The 21083-nt window shown below is 70.3% G+C and carries 24 protein-coding genes; 8 read left to right on the top strand and 16 right to left on the bottom strand.

The window, feature by feature from the left end; translation table 11 throughout:
- Window positions 1-89 precede the first annotated feature (89 nt).
- Window positions 90-1667: an LPXTG cell wall anchor domain-containing protein gene (locus tag ACQP0U_RS00790; RefSeq protein ID WP_433314887.1), complete on the top strand. Its 1578-nt coding sequence runs from the start codon at window positions 90-92 to the stop codon at window positions 1665-1667.
- Between the two features lie 70 nt (window positions 1668-1737).
- Here the strand turns inward: ACQP0U_RS00790 and ACQP0U_RS00785 are convergent, their stop codons facing one another.
- Both ACQP0U_RS00785 and ACQP0U_RS00780 read right to left on the bottom strand, forming a co-directional pair.
- Complete coding sequence (locus ACQP0U_RS00785) at window positions 1738-2799, bottom strand: LCP family protein (protein ID WP_433314885.1); 1062 nt, start codon at window positions 2797-2799, stop codon at window positions 1738-1740.
- Window positions 2800-2801: 2 nt separating this feature from the next.
- Window positions 2802-3281 carry a SigE family RNA polymerase sigma factor gene (locus ACQP0U_RS00780; protein WP_433314883.1) on the bottom strand — a complete coding sequence of 160 codons (480 nt, stop codon included), beginning with the start codon at window positions 3279-3281 and terminating at the stop codon, window positions 2802-2804.
- 181 nt (window positions 3282-3462) lie between these two features.
- Here ACQP0U_RS00780 and ACQP0U_RS00775 point away from each other — a divergent pair, with 181 nt between their 5' ends.
- Together ACQP0U_RS00775 and ACQP0U_RS00770 are read left to right on the top strand one after the other, a co-directional pair.
- Window positions 3463-5040 (top strand): LPXTG cell wall anchor domain-containing protein, encoded by a 1578-nt coding sequence (locus ACQP0U_RS00775; RefSeq protein ID WP_433314881.1) that lies wholly within the window; start codon window positions 3463-3465, stop codon window positions 5038-5040.
- A 130-nt stretch (window positions 5041-5170) separates the two neighbouring features.
- Window positions 5171-5992, top strand: coding sequence for a DedA family protein (locus ACQP0U_RS00770; RefSeq protein ID WP_433314879.1), 822 nt, complete (start codon window positions 5171-5173; stop codon window positions 5990-5992).
- A gap of 167 nt (window positions 5993-6159) precedes the next feature.
- Here ACQP0U_RS00770 and ACQP0U_RS00765 read toward each other — a convergent pair whose 3' ends face one another.
- The 10 genes from ACQP0U_RS00765 to ACQP0U_RS00720 form a co-directional block, all read right to left on the bottom strand.
- Window positions 6160-6537 (bottom strand): ArsR/SmtB family transcription factor, encoded by a 378-nt coding sequence (locus ACQP0U_RS00765; RefSeq protein WP_030332125.1) that lies wholly within the window; start codon window positions 6535-6537, stop codon window positions 6160-6162.
- Between the two features lie 57 nt (window positions 6538-6594).
- Window positions 6595-7134 (bottom strand): orotate phosphoribosyltransferase, encoded by a 540-nt coding sequence (pyrE, locus tag ACQP0U_RS00760; RefSeq protein WP_112586136.1) that lies wholly within the window; start codon window positions 7132-7134, stop codon window positions 6595-6597.
- 169 nt (window positions 7135-7303) lie between these two features.
- Window positions 7304-8113: an SDR family NAD(P)-dependent oxidoreductase gene (locus ACQP0U_RS00755; protein ID WP_433314877.1), complete on the bottom strand. Its 810-nt coding sequence runs from the start codon at window positions 8111-8113 to the stop codon at window positions 7304-7306.
- A gap of 10 nt (window positions 8114-8123) precedes the next feature.
- Entirely contained in the window at window positions 8124-8780 is a 657-nt protein-coding gene (locus tag ACQP0U_RS00750) for a hypothetical protein (RefSeq protein ID WP_433314875.1), read from the bottom strand.
- 72 nt (window positions 8781-8852) lie between these two features.
- On the bottom strand, window positions 8853-9620 hold the full coding sequence (locus ACQP0U_RS00745) for a hypothetical protein (protein ID WP_433314874.1): 768 nt from the start codon (window positions 9618-9620) through the stop codon (window positions 8853-8855).
- 92 nt (window positions 9621-9712) lie between these two features.
- Complete coding sequence (locus ACQP0U_RS00740) at window positions 9713-10297, bottom strand: DUF4178 domain-containing protein (RefSeq protein WP_433314873.1); 585 nt, start codon at window positions 10295-10297, stop codon at window positions 9713-9715.
- A gap of 82 nt (window positions 10298-10379) precedes the next feature.
- A complete protein-coding gene (locus ACQP0U_RS00735; RefSeq protein ID WP_433314871.1) occupies window positions 10380-11237 on the bottom strand; it encodes a hypothetical protein in 858 nt (285 codons plus the stop codon).
- A gap of 69 nt (window positions 11238-11306) precedes the next feature.
- The gene (locus ACQP0U_RS00730; protein ID WP_433314869.1) at window positions 11307-11690 is read right to left on the bottom strand and encodes a hypothetical protein; all 384 of its coding nucleotides are present in this window, start codon (window positions 11688-11690) and stop codon (window positions 11307-11309) included.
- Window positions 11691-11796: 106 nt separating this feature from the next.
- A complete protein-coding gene (clpB, locus tag ACQP0U_RS00725; RefSeq protein ID WP_433314867.1) occupies window positions 11797-14388 on the bottom strand; it encodes an ATP-dependent chaperone ClpB in 2592 nt (863 codons plus the stop codon).
- Between the two features lie 85 nt (window positions 14389-14473).
- Window positions 14474-15118, bottom strand: coding sequence for a TetR/AcrR family transcriptional regulator (locus ACQP0U_RS00720; RefSeq protein ID WP_433314866.1), 645 nt, complete (start codon window positions 15116-15118; stop codon window positions 14474-14476).
- 85 nt (window positions 15119-15203) lie between these two features.
- Here ACQP0U_RS00720 and ACQP0U_RS00715 point away from each other — a divergent pair, with 85 nt between their 5' ends.
- Window positions 15204-16340: an epoxide hydrolase family protein gene (locus ACQP0U_RS00715; RefSeq protein ID WP_433314864.1), complete on the top strand. Its 1137-nt coding sequence runs from the start codon at window positions 15204-15206 to the stop codon at window positions 16338-16340.
- Between the two features lie 199 nt (window positions 16341-16539).
- On the opposite strand, the gene ACQP0U_RS00710 is transcribed toward ACQP0U_RS00715, so the two are convergent.
- Window positions 16540-16803: a hypothetical protein gene (locus tag ACQP0U_RS00710; protein ID WP_433314862.1), complete on the bottom strand. Its 264-nt coding sequence runs from the start codon at window positions 16801-16803 to the stop codon at window positions 16540-16542.
- A 284-nt stretch (window positions 16804-17087) separates the two neighbouring features.
- Here ACQP0U_RS00710 and ACQP0U_RS00705 point away from each other — a divergent pair, with 284 nt between their 5' ends.
- The 3 genes from ACQP0U_RS00705 (at window position 17088) to ACQP0U_RS00695 (ending at window position 19112) form a co-directional block, all read left to right on the top strand.
- Window positions 17088-17309, top strand: a complete 222-nt coding sequence (locus ACQP0U_RS00705) for a winged helix-turn-helix domain-containing protein (protein WP_112668519.1) — start codon at window positions 17088-17090, stop codon at window positions 17307-17309.
- 82 nt (window positions 17310-17391) lie between these two features.
- A complete protein-coding gene (locus tag ACQP0U_RS00700) occupies window positions 17392-17892 on the top strand; it encodes a cation:proton antiporter regulatory subunit (protein ID WP_354943754.1) in 501 nt (166 codons plus the stop codon).
- A 5-nt stretch (window positions 17893-17897) separates the two neighbouring features.
- Complete coding sequence (locus ACQP0U_RS00695; protein ID WP_433314860.1) at window positions 17898-19112, top strand: cation:proton antiporter; 1215 nt, start codon at window positions 17898-17900, stop codon at window positions 19110-19112.
- Here ACQP0U_RS00695 and ACQP0U_RS00690 read toward each other — a convergent pair.
- The gene (locus ACQP0U_RS00690) at window positions 19101-19559 is read right to left on the bottom strand and encodes a GNAT family N-acetyltransferase (RefSeq protein WP_433314858.1); all 459 of its coding nucleotides are present in this window, start codon (window positions 19557-19559) and stop codon (window positions 19101-19103) included. The two genes, ACQP0U_RS00695 and ACQP0U_RS00690, sit on opposite strands and share 12 nt — an antisense overlap.
- 172 nt (window positions 19560-19731) lie before the next feature.
- On the opposite strand from ACQP0U_RS00690, the gene ACQP0U_RS00685 reads away from it, so the two are divergent.
- Window positions 19732-20163, top strand: a complete 432-nt coding sequence (locus tag ACQP0U_RS00685; RefSeq protein ID WP_433314856.1) for a hypothetical protein — start codon at window positions 19732-19734, stop codon at window positions 20161-20163.
- A 143-nt stretch (window positions 20164-20306) separates the two neighbouring features.
- Here ACQP0U_RS00685 and ACQP0U_RS00680 read toward each other — a convergent pair whose 3' ends face one another.
- Window positions 20307-20501, bottom strand: a complete 195-nt coding sequence (locus ACQP0U_RS00680) for a hypothetical protein (protein ID WP_433314854.1) — start codon at window positions 20499-20501, stop codon at window positions 20307-20309.
- Window positions 20502-20638: 137 nt separating this feature from the next.
- Window positions 20639-21079, bottom strand: a complete 441-nt coding sequence (locus ACQP0U_RS00675) for a heat shock protein transcriptional repressor HspR (RefSeq protein ID WP_433314852.1) — start codon at window positions 21077-21079, stop codon at window positions 20639-20641.
- Window positions 21080-21083: the final 4 nt, after the last annotated feature.

Genomic DNA, 21083 nt, shown 5'->3' with positions numbered 1-21083 from the left:
GGACAAATATCGATCCCACGGGGTTACCGGATGAGCCGGCGTCTCCCTAGGTTGGACGAGCGCCACCTGTACCCCCACGGGAGGACCCCATGCTCAAGCACTCGCTCCGCTGGCTGACCGGGCTCGGCGCCGCTGGCGCGCTGGTCGCCGCCTCCGCCACCCCCGCCGTCGCCGCGGTCGCCATCGAGCCCTACTTCCAGGACGCCACGCTGGCGGTCGGCGCGACGCCGACAACCCGCGCCCTGTCGCTGTACGCCGACGAGCCGACGGTCCTCACCGACGTCTCCGTGCGGTACGACTACCGCTCGCTGGCCAACAAGATCACCATTGCCCCCGTCAACGGCCAGAAGTGCACCGCCCCGGAGCCGGGCGTTCTCGTCTGCGAGGAGCCCGACGACATCGTCCTGTACGAGGTGGCGCCGGTCGGCAGCGGGATCTACCGCAACGGGGCAAAGCAGGTGGACATCGCCGCCACCGACGATGCGCAGCTCGGCGACTCCGGCGATGTCGCGGTCAGCTACCAGGCGGCCGGCGGCCGGCGCGGCAGCTACACCTCGCGCGTCCGGGTCGGCGAGGGGGTCGACCTGGCCGGTGGGCCGTTCACCACCTTCTCCGCCAAGCCGGGCGGGAAGTTCACGGTGCCGCTGGTCGTGGCGAACGTCGGCGACAAGGCCGTCACCGGATTCGTCGCGGTCTTCGACCTCCCCTACTCGATCCGGACGAAGGACAGGTTCAGCAACTGCCGCTACTCCGACGACCACCTGCTCTCCTGTCAGTTCGACGAGGAGATCCCGGTGGGCACCGGGCTCGCCACCACGCTGAACCTCGAACTCGCCACTGACACCTACGCGCCGGCCAACCACTCCGGCTACGCCCAGTTCATGACCACTGCCGACTTCGAGGACCTGACCCGGGTGCGGGAAGCCGTCGGTGCACGGGCGGCCACCGCCGGCAGCGGTCCGAAACTGACTCTGGCCAAGGCACCCAACGGGTTGCGGCAGGCCGACCAGACCGACGTCGGCCCGGGCTACGACTACACCGGGTGGATCGTCAAGGCCACCGGCAGGAACGGCACCGACCTCGCGGGGATCGGCACCACGCTCAAGGGGACGGCCGGCGCCGTCGTCACGGCGACCGTCGGCTTCCGGAACAACGGCCCGGCGACGCTCGACGGAACGAACGGGGACTTCGAGGCCGCCACCCACACCGACGTCGAGCTACCGCCGGGCACCACCGCCGTCGAGGTCCCCGACAACTGCTGGTTGCGGCAGGACGCCACCCGCACGTACCTGTGCGCCTCGGAGATGCTCCTGGTGGCCGGGCAGACCTACGCCATGAAGTTCCGGCTGCGTATCGACAAGGTCATCCCCAACGCCCGGGGCGCGGTGCGGGTCAACGCGCCGTGCGAGTGCCCCGCCGGCGGCGGCTTCCAGGACGACATCAAGCCGGCCAACGACAGGGCCACCATCGTGGTCAACGCGGCCCAGAGCGGCGGTGGCCACGGCGATGGAGACGGCAATGGCGGTGGCGGTGGCGGTGGCGGTGGTTCGCTGCCCATCACCGGCGCACCCGCCAACCTGATCGCCGGCATCGGCGGCCTGCTGCTCGTCGCCGGCGTGGGCTGCTACCTGCTCGGCAGACGCCGAACCACCGACTCCGTCGCCTGACCCACCCCGCCTGACCGACGCCCCGCCGTCCCTACCCGGCCGGCGGGGCGTCGTCGCCAACCCCGGTCCGTCATCGGATGGGATTGACCTTCTCCGGGTGCTGCGCCACCCACTGCGCCAACCGATCCTCACCCAACGCGGCGAGGAACTCCGGGCCCCGCTTCGGGTCGAGCGGCAACCGTGAGGAGTTGGCCACCGGGGGGCCGACCGGGAGGCTGAGCCCCACCGGGTCGACGCTCTTCAACTCGGGTAGCACCGCCACCAGCCTGGTCAGCGGCAGGCCGTCGTCGTCGACAGCCATGCCCTTACCGGCCGCCGACAGCAGCGCGGCGAGCCGGACCGGATTGGTCAGCACGTCCTGCGCGACCGACGCCCGGACCAGCCCGGCGACGTAGCGCTGGGCGTTACGGTCCCGATCCGACCCGCCGTCGCGCAGGTACCGCCGTTGCCGCAGCAGGTCGACGGAGGAAGCTCCGTCGAGCCGCTGACAGCCGGCCGGGAAGGTCCGGCGGGTGTGCCAGGACCGAACCTCCTTCGGTAGGCAGACCTCCACCCCGTCGACCGCGTCGGTGATCCGGCGCAGCCCTGCGAAGGTCAGCACCGCTCCGGCGTCGATGCGTACCCCGGTCAGGTCGGCGACCACCCGGCGGGTCAGGTCGTAGCCGGCGTCCAGGTCGGGCCGGGGCTCGGCGGCACCTGTGTAGAACGCGCTGTTGAGCTTGTCGATCCCCCGGCCGGGGATCGACACCTCCAGGTCGCGCGGCAACGAGATGAGGTACGGCCGGCTCCGGTCGGCCGGGATGTGCACCAGCAGGACGGAGTCCGCCAGCCGGTGCGACGGTTCCTCGCCGAAGCCGTCTACGCCGAGCAGCAGGACATTCAGCGCCCCGGACTGCACGCCAGCCGGTTGACCGGACAACGACGGGCCCTCCGCCGGCCGATCGGGGCGCAGTTGTGGCACCCCGACTCCGAGCGCGGCGAGCACGGCGAGCGTGACACCGGCGGCCTGGAACCGCTGCCGACGGCGACGGCGGGTGGCGGCGAGCCGGTCGATCGCGGCCCGCAGCGGGCCGGTCGACGGGGTCAACGGTTCGTGCCGGACGAACGCGGCCCGCAGGTCATCCTCGATCATGATCACGCCTCCACGTACTCGGCCCGGAGCGTGGCCAGGGCCCGGGAGATGGACGAACGGACGGTCCCGACGGCACAGCCGAGGATGTCGGCGATCTCGACGTCGGGCAGGTCTTCGTAGTAGCGCAGCACCAGAGCGGCCCGCTGCCGACGCGGCAGGTGGGACAGCCAGGACCAGATCTGATCCCGGTCCACGGCGGACTGGGCGTGATCCGTGGGCACCGGCACCGACGCGTCGGGCTCCCCGCGCAACAGCACCCGGCGGACCCACGAGCCGCGCCGCCAGTCGACGTACTGGTTGGTGAGCATCCGCCGTACGTACCGCTCGGGCGAATCCGCTCGGGCGACCCGACGCCAGTTGAGCTGGACCCGGACCATCGTCTCCTGGACCAGATCCTGAGCCTGGTGCGGATCGCCGGTCAGCATCACCGCGTACCGCAGTAGCGGGGCCAGCCGCGTGTCCGCGAACTCCTCGTACGTCACTGCACCTCCCGGGGGCTCCTGCCTCAGATGACGGGAGCGGACCCATCGAACATTGCGGTGACTCTGATCAACCTTTTGGTTCGTCTTGGTCGGCGGGTGGCTCTGCGGGCTGCACCCAGCCTTAGGAGTTCCTTAAGATCCGCAGGCTCCACCTGATCCCCCAACTGGAGGAATCCCCCTCATGCTCACCCACTCCACCCGGCGTTGGCTCGCCGGCCTGGGCGTAGCAGGCGCGTTCGTCGCCGCCTCCGCCGGCCCGGCCGCCGCCGCCCCCGAGGCGCCCATCGAACTGGGCGTCTACTTCAGCGACACCACAATTGCCGCGGGGTCCGAAGGCAAGATCGACTCCCCGCTCCTGTTCGCCTCCGAGCCGGTGGTGGTCGAAGGCCTCACCGTCACCTACGACTACCGGGATCTGAACGGTGTCGTCCAGGTCAAGCCCGAGTCGTCGAGCTTCGACTGCCAGTCGCCGGAGGCCGGCGTTCTGGTCTGCACCGATCCCTTCGAGATCGGTCTCGAGGAGTGGGCCTTCGGCGGCCTCTTCGAGGTGGCCATGACGCCGGCCGCGAAGGCTGCTGACGGCGACACCGGCAACCTCAAGGTCACGGTCAGCGCCGAGGGTCTCGCTCCGGCCAGCCACACCGCCAAGCTGCGGATCGGCGAGGGCGTCGACCTGGCCGCCCCGGGCGAGGAAACCAACATCTCGTCCACCCCCGGCGGCACGTTCAGCGCTCCGCTGACGCTCAGCAACGCTGGCACGACCGACGCCAAGGGAGCGGTCGCGGTCTTCGACCTGGACTACGCGATCCGCCCCGACAAGCAGTACAGCAACTGCACCTACGAGGACGGTCACCTGCGGACCTGCACCTTCTCCGAGGTGACCACCGCCGGAAAGGCCCGCTCGGCATCGCTGTCCTACGTGCTCGGCAAGGACACCTACGCGCCGGGCAACGAGTACGGCTACTACAACTGGATGACGATCGCCGAGTTCGAGGACTTCAACGCCTACCTCCAGGCCGGGGGCATCTCGGTCGGGAAGCCCGGTGACGGTCCGGTCCTGAGCCTTCCGGAGGTCCCGTCCAAGGCAGCAGCGCGGGGCTTCCAGGCTGACACCGACCCGATGAACAACTGGTCCGGCATGTCCGTCAAGGTCACCGGCAAGAACGGCACGGACCTGGTGGCGGTCGGCGACCAGCTGACCGGCAAGGCCGGCGACGTGGTCACGGCCTCCCTCGGCGTCCGCAACGACGGCCCGGCCGCGCTCGACTTCGGTCGCTCAGGCTCGCCGGTCACCAAGATCGACATTGCCGTTCCGGAGGGCACCACCGCAGTCGAGGTTCCCGAGTTCTGCGCGCCGCTCAACGGCGACCAGCAGGACTGGGAGAACGCCGGCGAGCCGGGCGCGAAGCTCTACCGCTGCTACCCGGACATCTTCATCGGTGTCGGTGAGGAGCAGCTGGTCGAGGTCGGCCTGCGGATCGACAAGGTGATCGCGAACGCGGCGGGCACCGTCACCATCAACGCCAAGTGCGAGTGCGAGGGCTTCACCGACGACCTGAATCCGGCCAACGACGTTGCCAAGATCCTGGTCAACGCGACCGGTGGCACGGGCGGTGGCGACGGTGACGGTGACGGCGGCTCGCTGCCCATCACCGGTCAGTCCACCGGCCTGATCGCCGGCCTCGGCGCGCTGCTGCTCGCCGCGGGCGTCGGCGGCTACCTGGTGGCCAAGCGCCGCCGGACCCGCTTCGTCGCCTGATCAACCCCGCACCACCGGTGCCCCGTCGACCACCACGGTCGGCGGGGCACCGTCGTTGAGGCCCCCCGGCGCGAGCGGGTGGTGACGGGCCGGTCCGGCGCGGCCGGGGCCCCGGGCTTCGGTACCCTTTGTGGCCGTGGACACAGCTGAGAAGACCCGCGCCCTCGTGGAGAGCGTCGCCCTGAACCCGCTCGATCCCAAGGATCTGTTGCAGACCTTCGGGCTGATCGGCGTGTGGGTGATCCTCTTCGCCGAGACCGGCCTGCTGGTGGGCTTCTTCTTCCCCGGTGACTCGCTGCTGTTCCTCGCCGGGGTCGCCTCGTCGCCGGTGGCGGACGCGATCTTCGGCGACGGCACCCGCCTCTCCCTTGCCGGCCTGCTGATCGGTGGGCCGATCTGCGCGATCGTCGGCGCCCAGCTGGGGCACTGGCTCGGGGCGCGGTACGGCCGGCCGATGTTCGAGCGGCCGAACTCGCGGCTCTTCAAGAAGGAGTACGTGGAGAAGGCCGAGTACTACTTCCAGAAGTTCGGCCCGGCGAAGGCAGTCGTGCTGGCGCGCTTCATTCCGATCGTGCGGACGTTCCTCAACCCGGTCGCGGGCGCGCTCGGCATGCCGGCCAAGAAGTTCCTGCTCTGGAACATCGTCGGCGCGGTGCTCTGGGTGGACGGCATCCTGCTGATCGGCTACCTGCTGGCCGAGCAGATCTACCAGGCCATCGGCGACAAGATCGACCACTACATCCTGCCGGTGGTGGCCCTGATCATTGTGATCTCGGTACTGCCGATCTTCTTCGAGTTCCTTCGCGACCGGCGGGCTCGTAAGCGCGGCGAGGCGGTCGCGGTGGTCGCGGCGGCCAGTGCCGCCGGCGCGGTGGATGCGGCCCGTGAGGCGTTCGACCACGACCGGCACGAGCACGGCCGTCACCGCCCGGAGCACGGTCAGGACCGTTGAGAGGTACGACGACGGCCGGCCCCCTGGAGTGGGGGTCGGCCGTCGGCATGTCGAACCCGGCCTCCGGTGGTGCGACCGGGGACGAGCAGGTGTCAACCACCGGTGGCGCCACCCCTGGCTCGCCACCGGACGCCGCCCCGGCTCGGGACGGCGTGTTGGTGCCTACGTCAGCGGGCCTTCTTGGTGGCTCGCTTACGCGGCGGGGTCAGCAGGTCGGCGATCGTCGCGATCGCACTCGGGACCAGGCTGTAGTACGCCCAGACACCGCGCTTCTCCCGCTGCAACAAGCCGGCCTCGGTGAGGATACGCAGGTGATGACTGACCGTCGGCTGAGAGAGGCCGAGCGGCGCCGTCAGGTCACAGACGCACGCCTCGCCCTCGGGGGCCGACTGGATCAGGCTGAGCAGCCGCAACCGAGCAGGATCAGCAAGGGCCTTGAGGACCCCGGCGAGACGCTCGGCATCGGCACGTTCGATCGGCTCGCCGTTTAGCGGCGAGATCTGAGGCATAGTCATTTCGGCCAACGCAGTTCCCACGTATTCCATCCTTCCACCAGCAGCATCGATCCGCCTGCATATCAGCAGATCCGAATCGGCAGACTTTTACGCCACAAGGCCGAGGTCAGCCAACGTATAGGCCGCCCGGTACGGCAATCCGGCGGCTCGCACCGCGTCGCCGGCGCCTCGATCAACAATAACCACCACGCCCACGACTTCCGCCCCGGCCTCGCGAAGCGCTTCGACAGCGGTCAAAACGCTTCCGCCCGTCGTGGATGTGTCCTCCACCGCCAACACGCGGCGTCCCGCCACCTCCGGTCCCTCGATCCGCCGCTGAAGACCGTGGGCCTTGCCCGCCTTGCGCACCACAAAGGCGTCCAGGGCCCGGCCGGTCGGAGCGGCGGCGTGCAGCATCGAGAGCGCGACAGGGTCCGCACCAAGGGTGAGGCCCCCGACCGCGTCGAACTCCCAGTCGGCGGTGAGGTCGAGCAACACCCGGCCGACCAGAGGAGCGGCCCGGTGATGGAGCGTGACGCGTCGCAGATCCACGTACCAGTCTGCCTCGCGCCCCGACGAGAGCACGACCCGTCCGTGGACCACAGCCAGGTCGGTAATGAATTTACGCAGGTCGTCGTGGTCCCCCATGGCGATAGAGGTTACTGCGCAACTCTGAACGCCGTGTGTGGGGTCCACCCTGATCAGCCCCGCGGGGAACCGATGACTGGCGATGTTCGACTACGCTCAGCAACTGGCCCGACAGCGGCGCGCCAACGCCGTCCCACCCCGCACCCGGGGTCGACGGGCCTGTCGAGGCTCAGCGCTCGTCGCGACCGATCCGGCCGCGGGTGTCCCGGGCGACCGCCTGGAGCAGCCGCCGCGGCGCGTGTCGCATGCCGGCGACGACCACCTTGTACTTCCACGCCGGGATGCTGACCATCTTGCCTTTGTGCAGGTCACGCAGGGCTTCGTCCACTACATCCTCGGCCCGCAGCCACAGCCACTCGGGCGTCTTGGACATGTTGATGCCGGCCCGCTGGTGGAATTCCGTGCGGGTGTAGCCGGGGCAGAGGGCCATCACCTGGACGCCGAACGGCCGCGCCGACTGGCCGACAGACTCACTGAAGTTGGTGACCCACGCCTTGCTGGCCGAGTACGTCGATCCGGGCATCGCCGTACCGAACCCGGCGACCGAAGAGACATTTATCACTGCCCCATTTCGCCGTTCAGTCATCGGTCGTAGCGCCGCCAGGGTCAGCCGCATGACCGCGTGCACGTTGAGCCGCAACAGTCGTGCCTCGTCCTCCGCCGTGGAGCGCAGGAACGGTTTGTTCAGGCTGATCCCCGCATTGTTGACCAGCAGGTGCACCGGGCTGCCCTCGGCGAGCCGCTGCTCCACGGTGGCGCAGCCGTCGTCGGTGGACAGATCCGCTGGAATCGTCTCCACCTCGCGGCCGTACGTGGAACCCAGCTCGGTGGCCAGCTCGGTCAGTCGCGCCGCGTCGCGGGCAACCAGCACCAGATGCCAGCCGTCGGCGGCCAGCCGTCGGGTGAACGCCGCGCCGATGCCGGCGGTGGCCCCGGTGATCAGGGCTCGGCGCTCGGCAGTCGTGGGGTCGAGCGTCACGGCGTGGTCCTCACCTGGGCGGGTACGGGGGCGCGGGCGGCGCCGACGGGGGCTGGTGCGGGGCGGGCGCGGACATGGGCGGTGCGGTGGGCGTCGTCGAGCGGCGGCGGCCGAACCACCTGTTCGCCGCCGGCAGCGCCAGCAGCGTAGCTACTACAAGGTAACCGAGCCCCTGTGCGACGGAAAGCCCGGCGTTGAGCGGGATCCACCAGGACGGGTACGCGTCGCCGATCAGGCCCAGCAACTCGGCGAGGGACTGGTCGCCGGAGCCCAGTTGCAGTGGCGCGGCCCGTTCGCCGACGACCACCGCCACGCTGCAACATCCGGCGAGCAGGCCGAGCCCGCTGACCACCCAGGTCGCCAGCCGGACACCGTTGCGACCGGCCAGCAGCCCGAGGGCCAGGCCGGCGAGCAGCGGCGCGGAGAGCACCGCCACCACCGCCGACAGCACCATGGACACGCGGAGCAGGGTCACCACGTCGTTGATCTGCTCCGGGCTCGCCGAGGTGTCGCGGGCGGCGGAGCGGAACGCGTCGACGGTCCCGCCCAGCACCACCAGATCGACCACGGCGTACGCGAGCGCGGCGACCGCCATCACCAACAGCACTGTCGTGGCGGACAGGACGGCGGCGGGCCGGCGGGCCGGTGCCGATTCGGGGTACGACACGACGAATCCCTCCGGTAGGCGTCGGATTGCAACCTACTCGGAGGGATCGTCTGCGTCGTGCCTATCGAGCCGTCAGCTCGCCGACGGCGGGGTTGACCCCCCGGGCCGGTCCGTGGGCGGCGTGTCGTCCGGCCGGTCCGCTGCCGGTGGCGGCGGGTAGCTCGGCTCCCCACTCGACGGATAGCCCGGCTCACCCGAAGCCTGCGGGTAGCCAGGCTGACCCGGCGCCTGCGGGACGCCCGGGTAGCTGGCACCCGGGGTCGGCGGCTCCCAGGCCGCGGTGGGCTTGCGGAAGAACGGGTTCGCCTTCGGCAGCGCCAGCAGGACCAGCGCCGTGATCAGCGCAATCAGGCTGAGCACACCGAGCAGGAGGCTGACCGGGGTGACCCAGGAGGGCAGTGCCTCCTCCAGGCGGCGCTGGATCTCCTCCGGGCTCGGCCCGTCGCCAGTCCCGCCACCGGTGTTGAAACCGCCGGCCGCGTTGCTGAGCAGGCCACCTCCGACGCAGCAGACCATGATGCCGCCGACGATCCAGGTGGTGATCCGGGCGCCGTTGCGGCCCTGGTTGTTGAAGAGGGCCAGCACGCCCAACACGACCGCGAGCAGCAGCAGGACGACGCTGCCACCGATGCCGATGACGGCGAAGACGTCCGCCACCTGGTCGCCGTCGGTGGTGCTGCCCTCGTACGCCGCACGGAGCGCGTCCCGCGTCTTGCCGAAGGTGCTGAGCGTGATGATCAGACTGATCACCTGGAGCGCCAGGAACAGGAAGAGCAGGTAGCTGGATATCGACACAATGGATGGCCGTTGACGGGCCGGCGTGCTCTGGGGATCGACCACGATTCTCCTTCCCTAAGATCGCGCCCACACCGTATCGACAACCGGCCAGTTCGGCATGCCGTGACGAGCTCGGCGCGCCCGCCCGATCCGGCTCAGCGGGCCTCAGGCGTGGGGCGGATCGTCAGGTCGGCGGGGTCGAGCAGATCACCGCGGGCCACCCTCCAGCCCTCTTCGCCGTACGCCTCGAAGGAGAGCCGCGCGGCACCACCGGACTGGTAGTCGTGGTAGCGCATCGTCCCGGTCGACGGCAGTTCGGTCTCTCCGGTGGCGGTGTAACGCGCCTGCCCGGTCTCGGCCCAGGTGTAGCGCCGTCCGCCGAGTTCGATGGTCGGGGCGCCGGGGGTGACGGTGGCGCCCGGTTCGGCGGTCCAGAGCACCAGCTCGAGTTCGAGGCCGTCCTCCACGGAGAGCCGGTGGCGGGTGCCGGAGTCGTCGTCGAGCAGGTGCTGCACCCAGCTCCAGTCGCCCTCGACCAGGCGGATCGTGGCGCTCACCGCGTACTCCCGCTCGCGGATCCGCACGCGGTCGCCAGGGCTCAGGCGGAGCGGGCCGCCGCGCGGCGACTCCGCCGGCTGGCCGTCGGACCGGCTCGTCGCCCGCCGGCGGGCCCACACGACGACCACTACCACCGCGAGTACGGCAACTGCCGCCACCAGGCACGTCACCAGCGCGTCCACCCGACCACCTCCCCAGGTACGTCGGCGCAGACGGTAACAACCCCCGGCACCAGGAAGGCCCGCGCTGTGGCCGACAGCTCAGCTAGCGGAGGCCGTCGGATGGGTCCTGCGGTGGCGTCGTCGACGGTCCGGTCGGCCCTGGTGAGGTGCCCGGCGCGCCCGGCGTCAGGTGCGCGGCCGGGTCGGGGCAGATCAGGTAGCCGGGTGGAAGCGGTTGGTTCGGCGGCAGGAAGCCGGGCACGAACGGAACTGTCGGGTATCCGTAACCGGTCGGGGCGTAGTAAGGCACGGTCATGGGCATCGGCCAGGCCGGGCCGGGCAGCGCCTCGTTCGCGGTACGCGGCACGAACCAGCGGTTCGCCGGCGGCAGCGCCAGCAGCAGGACCACGGCCACGGACAGGGTCAGGACGGTGAGCACGCCCAGCCCGGCCGCGGGGAAGAACAGGTCGTCCCAGGGATCGGTGCCGGCGTAGAGCGTGTCGTAGAACGGAGAGGTCTCCCACTCCTCGTCCCACTCCGGTGGCGGCTCGGCCGCCATCTCGGTGGTCAGCAGGGGCACGAGGAACGCCCCGGAGCAGCACTGCGCGAAGCAGATCAGAAGCTGCGCGCCACTGGCGGCGAAGACCAGGATCCGCGCGACGTTGCCGCCGCGCCGGACCGGCGTGGCGGTGAACGCCAGCCAGACCGCGAGCAGCACCGCCGGTACGCCGAGGATCAGCGCCGTCGCGACGTTGCCCTGCCGCTCGCCGGTCACCTCGTCCGGGTCGGCGTCCGGCACCAGCCGTACCGCGCGGTCGATCTGGCCATCGAAGTGCACCGCCTGGGCCACGGTCAGCGCGGCCAGGCCGAGCAGCACCAGCACGACGGCCAGTTGCAGCCAGAAGGCGATGGTCACGGTGGCCGGCCGGGGTGGACGCGGCGCGGTGGCGGGCGGGCTCATGGCTCGCAACGTACGGCGCGTCGTCGGCGACCGGCAGGACCAATCGGGCAGCACCGACCGGCGAATGGATCATGCTGCGGCGAGCCGCCGGCTGGCGTACGTACCAAGGGTTTCGCGGTCCATCACACAGCCGACGAAGGTGGTGAACTCGCTCGGATCGTCCCGCAGCGACGTCCAGGCCGCTCGGGCAGCCGCCGGGTCGACGCGCTCCAGCAGCGTGGCCGCGTACGCCCGGCCGGCGGGTGTGCCGTCGGCGAGCACCCGGTCGAGCTGGCGGCGTACCTCCTCGGGGTGGTCGTCGAGAGCGGCCGAGACCCGTTCGTACGCCTCCGTCACCGGCAGCAGAGTCCCGGCGATGCCGACTCCCCCGAAGGCGAGCGTGTCAGCCGTCACCAACGAGTCAACGGCCGCACCAAGTTCCCGTTCCCATTTCTTCTTCCCGATCCCGAACATGCCCCAACCCTTTCCCCGCCCACCCCCACTCCACCCTGTTGATCAAGAGGTTTGCGTCATGAGAAGACGCGATTCTGACGCAAACCTCTTGATCAACGTGTCCGGGTCAGGCGGGGGTTACCGAGAGGGTTCCGGTTTCGGTGGCGCGGTCCACCTTCACCGTTTCGCCGTCGCGGATCTGACCGGACAGGAGGGCCTTCGCCAACTGGTCGCCGATAGCGGTCTGCACCAGGCGACGGAGCGGGCGGGCGCCGTAGATCGGGTCGTAGCCGTGCTCGGCGAGCCAGTCCCGGGCGGCATCGGTGATCTCCATACCCAGCCGGCGGTCCGCAAGACGGCTTCGCATCCGGTTCAGCTGGATGTCGACGATGGAACGCAGGTCGTCCCCGCGCAGCGAGGCGAAGACCACGATGTCGTCCAGCCGGTTGAGGAACTCCGGCTTGAAGTGTGACCGGACCACGGCCAGCACACCCTCCCGGCGCTGCTCGTCGGCGAGCGTCAGGTCGCTGATGACCGACGATCCGAGGTTGGACGTGAGGATCAGGATCGCGTTGCGGAAGTCCACCGTGCGGCCCTGGCCGTCGGTGAGCCGGCCGTCGTCGAGCACCTGGAGCAGCACGTCGAAGACGTCCGGGTGGGCCTTCTCCACCTCGTCCAGCAGCACCACCGAGTACGGCCGTCGGCGCACCGCCTCGGTGAGCTGACCGCCCTCGTTGTAGCCGACGTAGCCGGGCGGCGCTCCCACCAGGCGAGCCACCGAGTGCTTCTCGCCGTACTCGCTCATGTCGATGCGGACCATCGCCCGCTCGTCGTCGAAGAGGAACTCGGCGAGGGCCTTGGCCAGCTCGGTCTTGCCGACACCGGTGGGGCCGAGGAAGAGGAAGCTGCCGGTCGGGCGATCCGGGTCGGCGATCCCGGCGCGGGCACGGCGTACCGCGTCGGAGACCGCGCCGACCGCTTCGACCTGGCCGACCACCCGGCCGCCCAACGACTCCTCCATCCGCAGCAGCTTCGCCGTCTCACCCTCCAGCAGGCGACCGGCGGGGATGCCGGTCCAGGAGGCGACCACCGCGGCGATGTCGTCCGCGCCGACCTCCTCCTTGAGCATCGCGCCACCGGCCTGGAGCTGGGCCAGCTCCTCCTCCGCCTGCTTCAGCTCGACCTTGAGGGCGGGGATCCGGCCGTAGCGCAGCTCGGCAGCGCGTTCCAACTCGCCGTCGCGTTCGGCCCGCTCGGCCTCACCGCCGAGGCGCTCCAACTCCTCCTTGGCGGTGGAGAGCTTGGTGATGTGGCTCTTCTCCGTCTGCCAGCGCTCGGAGAGCACGGTGAGCTGTTCGCGCTTGTCGGCCAACTCCTTGCGCAGCCGTTCCAACCGCTCGGCGGAGGCGGCGTCCGGCTCCTTGGCCAGGGCCATTTCCTCGATCTCCAACCGGCGGACCGCCCGCTCGATCTCGTCCACCTCGACCGGACGGGAGTCGATCTCCATGCGGAGCCGGGACGCGGACTCGTCGACCAGGTCGATCGCCTTGTCCGGCAGGAACCGATCGGTGATGTACCTGTCGGACAGCGTCGCGGCGGCGACCAGCGCGGCGTCGGTGATCCGTACGCCGTGGTGCACCTCGTAGCGCTCCTTGAGCCCACGCAGGATGCCGATGGTGTCCTCGATGGTCGGCTCGCCGACCAGCACCGGCTGGAAACGGCGCTCCAGCGCCGGGTCCTTCTCGATGTGCTCGCGGTACTCGTCCAGCGTGGTGGCGCCCACCATCCGCAGCTCGCCACGGGCCAGCATCGGCTTGAGCATGTTGCCGGCGTCCATCGAGCCCTCGCCCTTGCCGGCGCCGACGACTGTGTGCAGCTCGTCGAGGAACGTGATGACCTGCCCGTTGGAGTTCTTGATCTCCTCCAGGACGGACTTCAGCCGCTCCTCGAACTGGCCGCGGTACTGCGCGCCGGCGACCATCGCGCCGAGGTCCAGCGAGATCAGCTTCTTGTCCCGCAGCGACTCGGGCACGTCGCCGGTGACGATCCGCTGGGCCAGGCCCTCGACGATCGCGGTCTTGCCGACGCCGGGCTCGCCGATCAGCACCGGGTTGTTCTTGGTACGTCGGGAGAGCACCTGGATGACACGACGGATCTCGGAGTCCCGGCCGATGACCGGGTCGATCTTGCCGTCCCGGGCGCTGGCGGTGAGGTCGACGCCGTACTTGGTCAGGGCCTGATAGGTCTGCTCCGGGTCGGCGGTGGTGACCCGACGGTCCCCACCGCGAACTGTCGGGAAGGCGGCGACCAGGGCCTCCTCGGTGGCGCCGGCGGTCTTCAGCGCGCCGGACACCGCCCCGCCCACCCGGGCCAGGCCGGCGAGCAGGTGCTCGGTCGAGGTGTACTCGTCGCCCAACGGCCGGGCGATCTGCTCGGCGGCGCCGATGGCGTTGACGAACTCCCGAGCCAACGTCGGCTCGGCAAGGCTGGAGCCGCGGGCGGCGGGCAGGTTGTCGACCGCGCGCTGGGCGGCCTTGCGCAGCTCGGTCGGGTCGGCCCCGACGGCGCGCAGCAGACCGGTGGCGGTCGAGCCGTCGGTGTCCAGGAGTGACAGGAGCAGGTGCCAGGGTTCCACGGTGGCGTGACCACGCTGGTTGGCCAGCGCGACAGCGCCCGTGATGGTCTCGCGGCTCTTGGTGGTGAGTCTTTCGGTGTTCATGGGCTCCCCCGGATCGGCGTTGTCCATTGGGTTGGACACAACCAGAGTTGAGCGTATTCCGCTCAACCTTAGCGCGTGATGCCCATCACTCCCGGCGTCGCCACCGCCAGTCGAACTCGCCGGCCGCCGGGGGCGGGCCGGGCAGCGGGTCCGCCCCCGGCACCGACGACAGGCCGGCCAGCAGGACCGCGAGCTGCCGGCGGCGCAGTTGGCGGGTCCGCTCCGGATCGGGTACGCGGACAGCGGCGCACGCCTCCAACAGCAGCCCCAGATCCTGTACGACCGCGTCGGGCCGCAGCCGCCCACTGGCGTGGGCCCTGTCGACCAGGGCGCTGGCCAACTCGCCGGCGCGCACCGCGTCCCGCCCCATCTCCTCGGTCGGGGTGAAGGTGCCGGCCAGGTGGACGGTGAGCGAGTGCACGTCGGCGTCGACCACCCGGCCCAGGAAACCGGTGAACGCGGCCCAGTCGTCCGGCTCGGCAAGGGCCTCCTCGGCCTCCGCCACGTACCGGCGCAGCCCGTCGTGGCAGAGCTGGCGCAGCAGGTCCTCCTTGCCCGCGTACCGCCGATAGAGCGCGCTGATGCCGACGCCCGCGCGTTCGGCGACGGCGGCGATCGGCGCCTTCGGGTCGTCGAGGAAGACGGCGCGGGCGGCGTCGAGGATGACCTCGTCGTTGCGGGCGGCCTGGGCGCGGCGACCGCCAAGGGTTTTGCCGGGAGTCGGTGACATGACCTCAGACTAGCAGTGGAACGGATCGTTCCGCTCTGCTATGGTGGTAGCAGAACGAAACATTCCGTTCCGAAGGAGTTCCGGCATGAGCGACACCGCGATCCGCCCGTTCCGCGTCGAGATCCCGCAGACCGCCCTCGACGACCTGGCCGCCCGGCTGGGCCGCACCATCTGGCCCGCCGACCTGCCCGGCGCCGGCGACACCTACGGAATGAGCACCGACCGGGTGCGCGCCCTCGTCGAGCGGTGGCGGGGCGGTTTCGACTGGCGTGCCGTCGAGGCCCGCCTGAACGCCCACCCGCAGTTCGTCACCGAGATCGACGGCGAACGGATCCACTTCCTGCACGTCCGGTCGTCCCGGCCGGACGCCACCGCGCTGGTGCTCACCCACGGCTGGCCCGGCTCGGTGCTGGAGTACCTCGACGTGATCGCCCCGCTCACCGAGCCGACCGACAGGGACGCGCCGGCCTTTCACGTGGTCATCCCGTCGCTGCCCGGCTTCGGGTTCTCCGGCCCGACCCGCAGCGCCGGCTGGAACCGGTTCCGCACCGCCCGCGCCTGGGCCGAGCTGATGAACCGCCTGGGGTACGACAGCTACGGCGCGGTCGGCAACGACGCCGGCTCGATGATCGCGCCGGAGCTGGGCCGGGTCGCTCCGGAGCGGGTGCTCGGCGTCCACGTCACCCAGCTCTTCTCGTTCCCCTCGGGCGACCCGGCCGAGTTCGCCGGGCTCTCCGAGGCGGACCAGGCGGCGCTCGGGCACCTCCAGTGGTTCTACGAGAACAAGTTCTCCTTCAACCAGGTGCACAGTCAGCAGCCGCAGACCCTGGCGTTCGCGCTGGCCGACTCGCCGGTGGGGCTGCTCGCCTGGAACGCCCAGCTCTTCGACGAGGGCCTGGATGCCGACTTCATCCTGGCGAACGTGGCGCTCTACTGGTTCACCGGCACTGCCGCCTCGGCGATCCGGTTCTACTGGGAGGACGCGCACGCCGGCGAGCCGCCGACCGAGCCGACCACCGCTCCGACCGCGCTGGCCATGTTCCCCGGCGACTTCCAGTCCATCCGCCGCTTCGCCGACCGGGACCACGCGAACATCGTCAGGTGGACGGCGTACGACACGGACGTCGAGGGCCGGGGCGACGTCGGCGGCCACTACGCGGCCCACCAGGCCACCGAGGTGCTGGTCACCGACATCCGCGAGTTCTTCGCCAGCCTCCGCTGACCACAGCGTGCTCAGGTGCCCGCGCCCGCTCTGCCGGCGCGGGCACCAACGCGTCCGGCCCCGACCCCCGGCGTCCGGCGCGGTTGATCCACTCGGCTTTCAGGGAGTCGGGGTGTCCGGACCGCCAGGACACCGCGACATCATGAAAGCCGAGTCGATCACCTCAAGGAATGGCCCTGCACGGCCCCCTGCGCGGTCCTCACGGGCCGATCCGCCGGGGCAGGCGGACGGTGCACGGGGTTTCATGGTCGGCGCGCAGCACACAGCGACGACCACCATCCAGCCGCCGGTCGCAGAAGACCCAGTGCCGTACCCCCTGGTTGTCCTCGGTGGAGACGGTGATCCCGCCCAGCTCGACTCGGGCCAGGAAGGCCAACGACCGACCGGCAGTCCGCCCCAGCATCTTGGCGCGCGCCAGGTCGGGCGCGGATATCGGCAGGTGGATGACGAACCGCCCGGTCATCGCCGCCGCCCTCGGTCCAACATCAGCGATGCCCCTCTCCTCGGCGGTGCGGATCGCTGGCACGGCCGTGTACCCGAGGGGAGCGCACGGCCGTGCCAGCGGCGACGCGGACGACCCGGCCGAGGAGGCCGGCTGCCTACCAGGCTTTCCACTCCCGAGTGCCCGCTCGGCCAACATACAATGCAAAGCATTGCAGGACAACCAGTGACCATGCTTAGCACGCGAAGTGTTGGCCGACCGGCCAACCGCATGGGAAGATCTTGGGGCCTACCAGGAGTTGCCCCATGCCCCGAGTTTCGGACCGCCAACGCATCGCGCAGGACATCCGCGACAAGATCGCTTCTGGCGAATACGCGCCCGGAGACAAGCTGCCCTCGCTGCGTGAGATGACCGCGCACTATGGCGTTTCCGCCGAGCCGGTCCGATCAGCGCTGCTGATCCTTCAGGCCGAGGGTCTGACCGAGGGGCATCAAGGCAAAGGCACCTACGTCAGCGACCCGAAGTAGATCGACGAGCTGCGCCGGGCCGACCCGAGGGTCGCTGTCGTCCAAGATCTGCGCTCTGTTCACAAAGCGGTAGCCTGGGTGAGTGCGAGTACGTGTCGAGCAGACCGCCTTACCCGGGATCGGGGTACGTCACGATCTGGTGACGGAGTCCGGACGCCGCCTGGGCGTCGTGTCCCACCGCAATGGCCGCCGTGATCTCGTTCTCTACGATCCCGACGACCCCGATGCCTGCCAGGCGGACATTCCGCTGACCGACGACGAGGCCGAGGCTCTGGCCGACATCCTCGGCGCGTCGCTGATGCTCGGTCAGCTCTCCGGGCTGCGCGAGCAGGCCGCCGGTCTGCTCACCGAGCAGATCGCGATCACGGCCGGGTCGCCGTACGTCAACCGGAAGCTCGCCGACACGAAGGCGCGTACCCGCACCAGCGCCTCCATCGTGGCAGTGCTGCGCGAAGGCGAAGTGATCGTTTCGCCACTCCCCTCCTTCCGCTTCGCGGCCGGCGACGTGGTGGTCGTCGTCGGGACCCGTAGAGGTCTCGACGGTGTGTCCGCCATCCTCGCCGACAGTGACCCGGACGGCTGAGGCGGATGCACGATTCCACAACCCTGCTCGTCGAAGTCGGCGCGCTGCTGCTGCTCCTTGGGCTCCTCGGTCGGCTGAGCCGGCGCTTCGGCCTTTCGCCCATCCCCCTCTACCTGCTCGCCGGGCTCGCGTTCGGGCACGGCGGGCTACTCCCGCTCGCGGCCAGCGAGGAGTTCTTCGCGGTCGGCGCCGAGATCGGCGTCATCCTGCTGCTGGTGATGCTCGGTCTGGAGTACTCGGCCAACGAACTGGTCGGCAACCTCCGCTCGGCAGCCCCGGCCGGGCTGATCGACGGCGTGTTCAACGCGCTGCCCGGCGCGGGCTTCGCCCTGCTGCTCGGCTGGGACTGGGTCGCCGCCCTGGTACTCGGCGGCATCACCTGGGTCTCCTCCTCCGGCGTGATCGCCAAGGTCCTCGCCGACCTGGGACGACTCGGTAACCGGGAAACCCCGGTGATCCTCTCGGTCCTCGTGATCGAGGACCTGGCGATGGCGCTCTACCTGCCGCTGGTCACCGCCGTCCTGGCCGGCACCGGCCTGCTCGGCGGCGGCATCGCACTCGCCGTCGCGGTGGGCACGGTGCTGCTCGTGCTGGTGGTCGCCATCCGGTACGGCCACCTCATCTCCTCGGCCCTGTCGGCGAAGGACCCGGAGGCGCTACTGCTCGGCGTGCTCGGCCTGACCCTGCTGATCGCCGGGCTCGCGGCGAAGCTCCAGGTGTCGGCGGCGGTCGGCGCGTTCCTGGTCGGCATCGCGCTCTCCGGCCCGGTGGCGCACCACGCGACCGAGCTGCTCTCGCCGCTGCGGGACCTGTTCGCGGCGGTGTTCTTCGTCTTCTTCGGCCTGGTCACCGACCCGCAGGACATCCCGCCGGTGCTGCTGCCGGCGCTCGCGCTGGCCGTGGTCACCATGGCGACGAAGACGCTCACCGGTTACCTCGCCGCCCGCCGTGTCGGCATCGCGGAACCCGGTCGATGGCGGGCCGGCCTGGCACTCGTACCCCGAGGTGAGTTCTCCATCGTCATCGCCGGGCTCGCGGTGGCTGCCGGGAGCGTCGAGCCGCGGTTGGCAGCGCTGGCCGCGACGTACGTCCTGATCACCGTGGTGACCGGGCCGATTCTGGCCCGGCTGCCCGACTTCCCGTGGTTCAAGCGGTGGCTGCGCACCCGCGCGGCGGCCCAGCGGCGGGAGCAGACCCCGATCGTCGACTCAGTGCACTGAGCTCCACCTGAACGCCGCGGCTGCGTGGGTCGCACCCTCGCGGAGGTAGAAGCGGTGCGCCTCGGTGCGGGCCAGACCGGACTCCAGGAAGACGTAGTCGGCTCCCTGTTCGTGCGCCCACGCCCTGGCCGCCGCCAGGAGGCGGGAGCCGACACCCCGGGAGCGCCAGTCGGGGTGCACGGCGAGATCCTCGATCGAGGCCCGACGGCTGAAGCGCACCGAGAGGATGTCCACGTAGACGCTGGCGACGCCGACCAACTGATCCTCATCCGATCGCGCCTCGAAGAGCGCCACGTCTTCGTGGGCGAGCAATTGCGCGGTCCGCTCGACGGCGCGGTCGCGGTCCCAATCCACGGGACGGCTACCCGGAGGGGCGAAAAGCCACTCCAGCCCCATGACGAACTGAGCCTCGGCGCCCCGCCGGAACCGTCGAACATGGATTGTCATAGGAGCATCATCGGCTGCGTTGTCGATGTACTTGACCCGCCCATGCCAACGGTTGCGGAATTGCTCCCCATGGGGACTACCGCAGCACCCGGCGGCGGGTTACCGTTTCGCCCCAGCAGCCACGGTCCGCAGGCAGCGTTGCCAAACGCGGGCGAGAGCGGAAGGTTGGCCGGTGAGCGTGCAGGAGTCGACTTTCCACGGCTTCGCCAACCCCGTCGATCCGACTCCGGCGGAGTTGAGAGCTTGGGCGTACCAGCCCGATTCGGTGCCGTTGGCGTCGATGCCACCCGACTGGGACCTGCTGGTCTCCGGCGACCGACTGGTGTTGACACTTTTCGAGTTGGCGATGGATCCCACCTGCCCGGCCCGGCGTTTCGCGCTGCACTGCCTCTACATCTACGCGGCCGACGGCATCCGGACGAACTTCCGCGCCCACCCCAAGCGCCGCTTCCGCAAGCTCGTCGAACAGGCCGAGCGGGACGGCGACGACCTGATGAGGATCTGGGCGCACAACGGCCGGGTGCTGTTGGCTCGACCGGATCTCTTCGTCTACCGGGACTGGTGCGAGGGCGGCCTGGTCCGCGAAAACCGCCGCCTCGGCTGAGCTAGCTGGATCGCCGCGCGTGGCTGCGACCTGACGACGAACGGGCCGGGACCCCCTGCGGCGTTCCAGCGTCCCGGCCCGCACTCTTGACGACGAACGGGCCGGGACCCCCCGTGGGTCCCGGCCCGCACGTCGGTCACCGGTCAGTCCTGCTTGCGTTCCGTCTCGACTCGGCCCCGTTCGCCGGCGTGGTCGCCGTCTTCGGCGAACCGGCCCGCGATGATCCGGTCCCGGTAGGTCCCCTCGGTCACCTTGTCGAACTTTTTGCGGACGGTCTCGGCCAGGTTCTCCAACCGGTCCTCCGTCTGCTGGGCCACCTTCTTCGCCGGCTCCGCCATCGCTCCCCCTCGCCATGCCGGTAGGTCCGGATTGAGCCGATTGGACCCTTATCGACAGGCTAACCGAAACGGCCCGGACCGCGCCGGGGAATCCGGCGCGATCCGGGCCGAGAAGACAGATCCGGGTGAGCAGCGGGTCAGCGATCGGGCGTACGGCGGGGGCGCCACACCACGAGGGCCGTGGACGTGCGGTTGGTGGGCACCAGATCCCGACCCGGGAAGCGGGCCAGCGACTCCAGCTCCGCCACCCGGCGGTACGCGGCGTCCAGCTCAGCCTCCAGCCGGGCCACCCGCTGCTGCGCCTGCTCCAGCAGCCGCTCCAACCCGATGATCCGCTTGACGCCAGCCAGGTTGATCCCGTCGTCCTGGCTGAGGCGCTGTACTTCGCGCAGCAGCACCACGTCGCGGACGCTGTAGCGACGCCCGCCACCAGCCGCCCGGCCGGGCTGCACCAGCCCCAGTCGGTCGTACTGGCGCAGGGTCTGTGGGTGCATCCCCGCCATCCGCGCCGCAACCGAGATCATCAGCACCTTGGCCTCGTAGGCAGGATCACCCGAACCGAGGAAGTCGCCCGACATCCCG

Source organism: Micromonospora sp. CA-269861 (genome assembly GCF_050948505.1).
In the GTDB taxonomy this organism is placed as follows: Bacteria; Actinomycetota; Actinomycetes; order Mycobacteriales; family Micromonosporaceae; genus Micromonospora.
The sequence above is the reverse complement of the archived record's forward strand: the minus strand, read 5'-3'. Positions and strand labels throughout refer to the sequence as shown.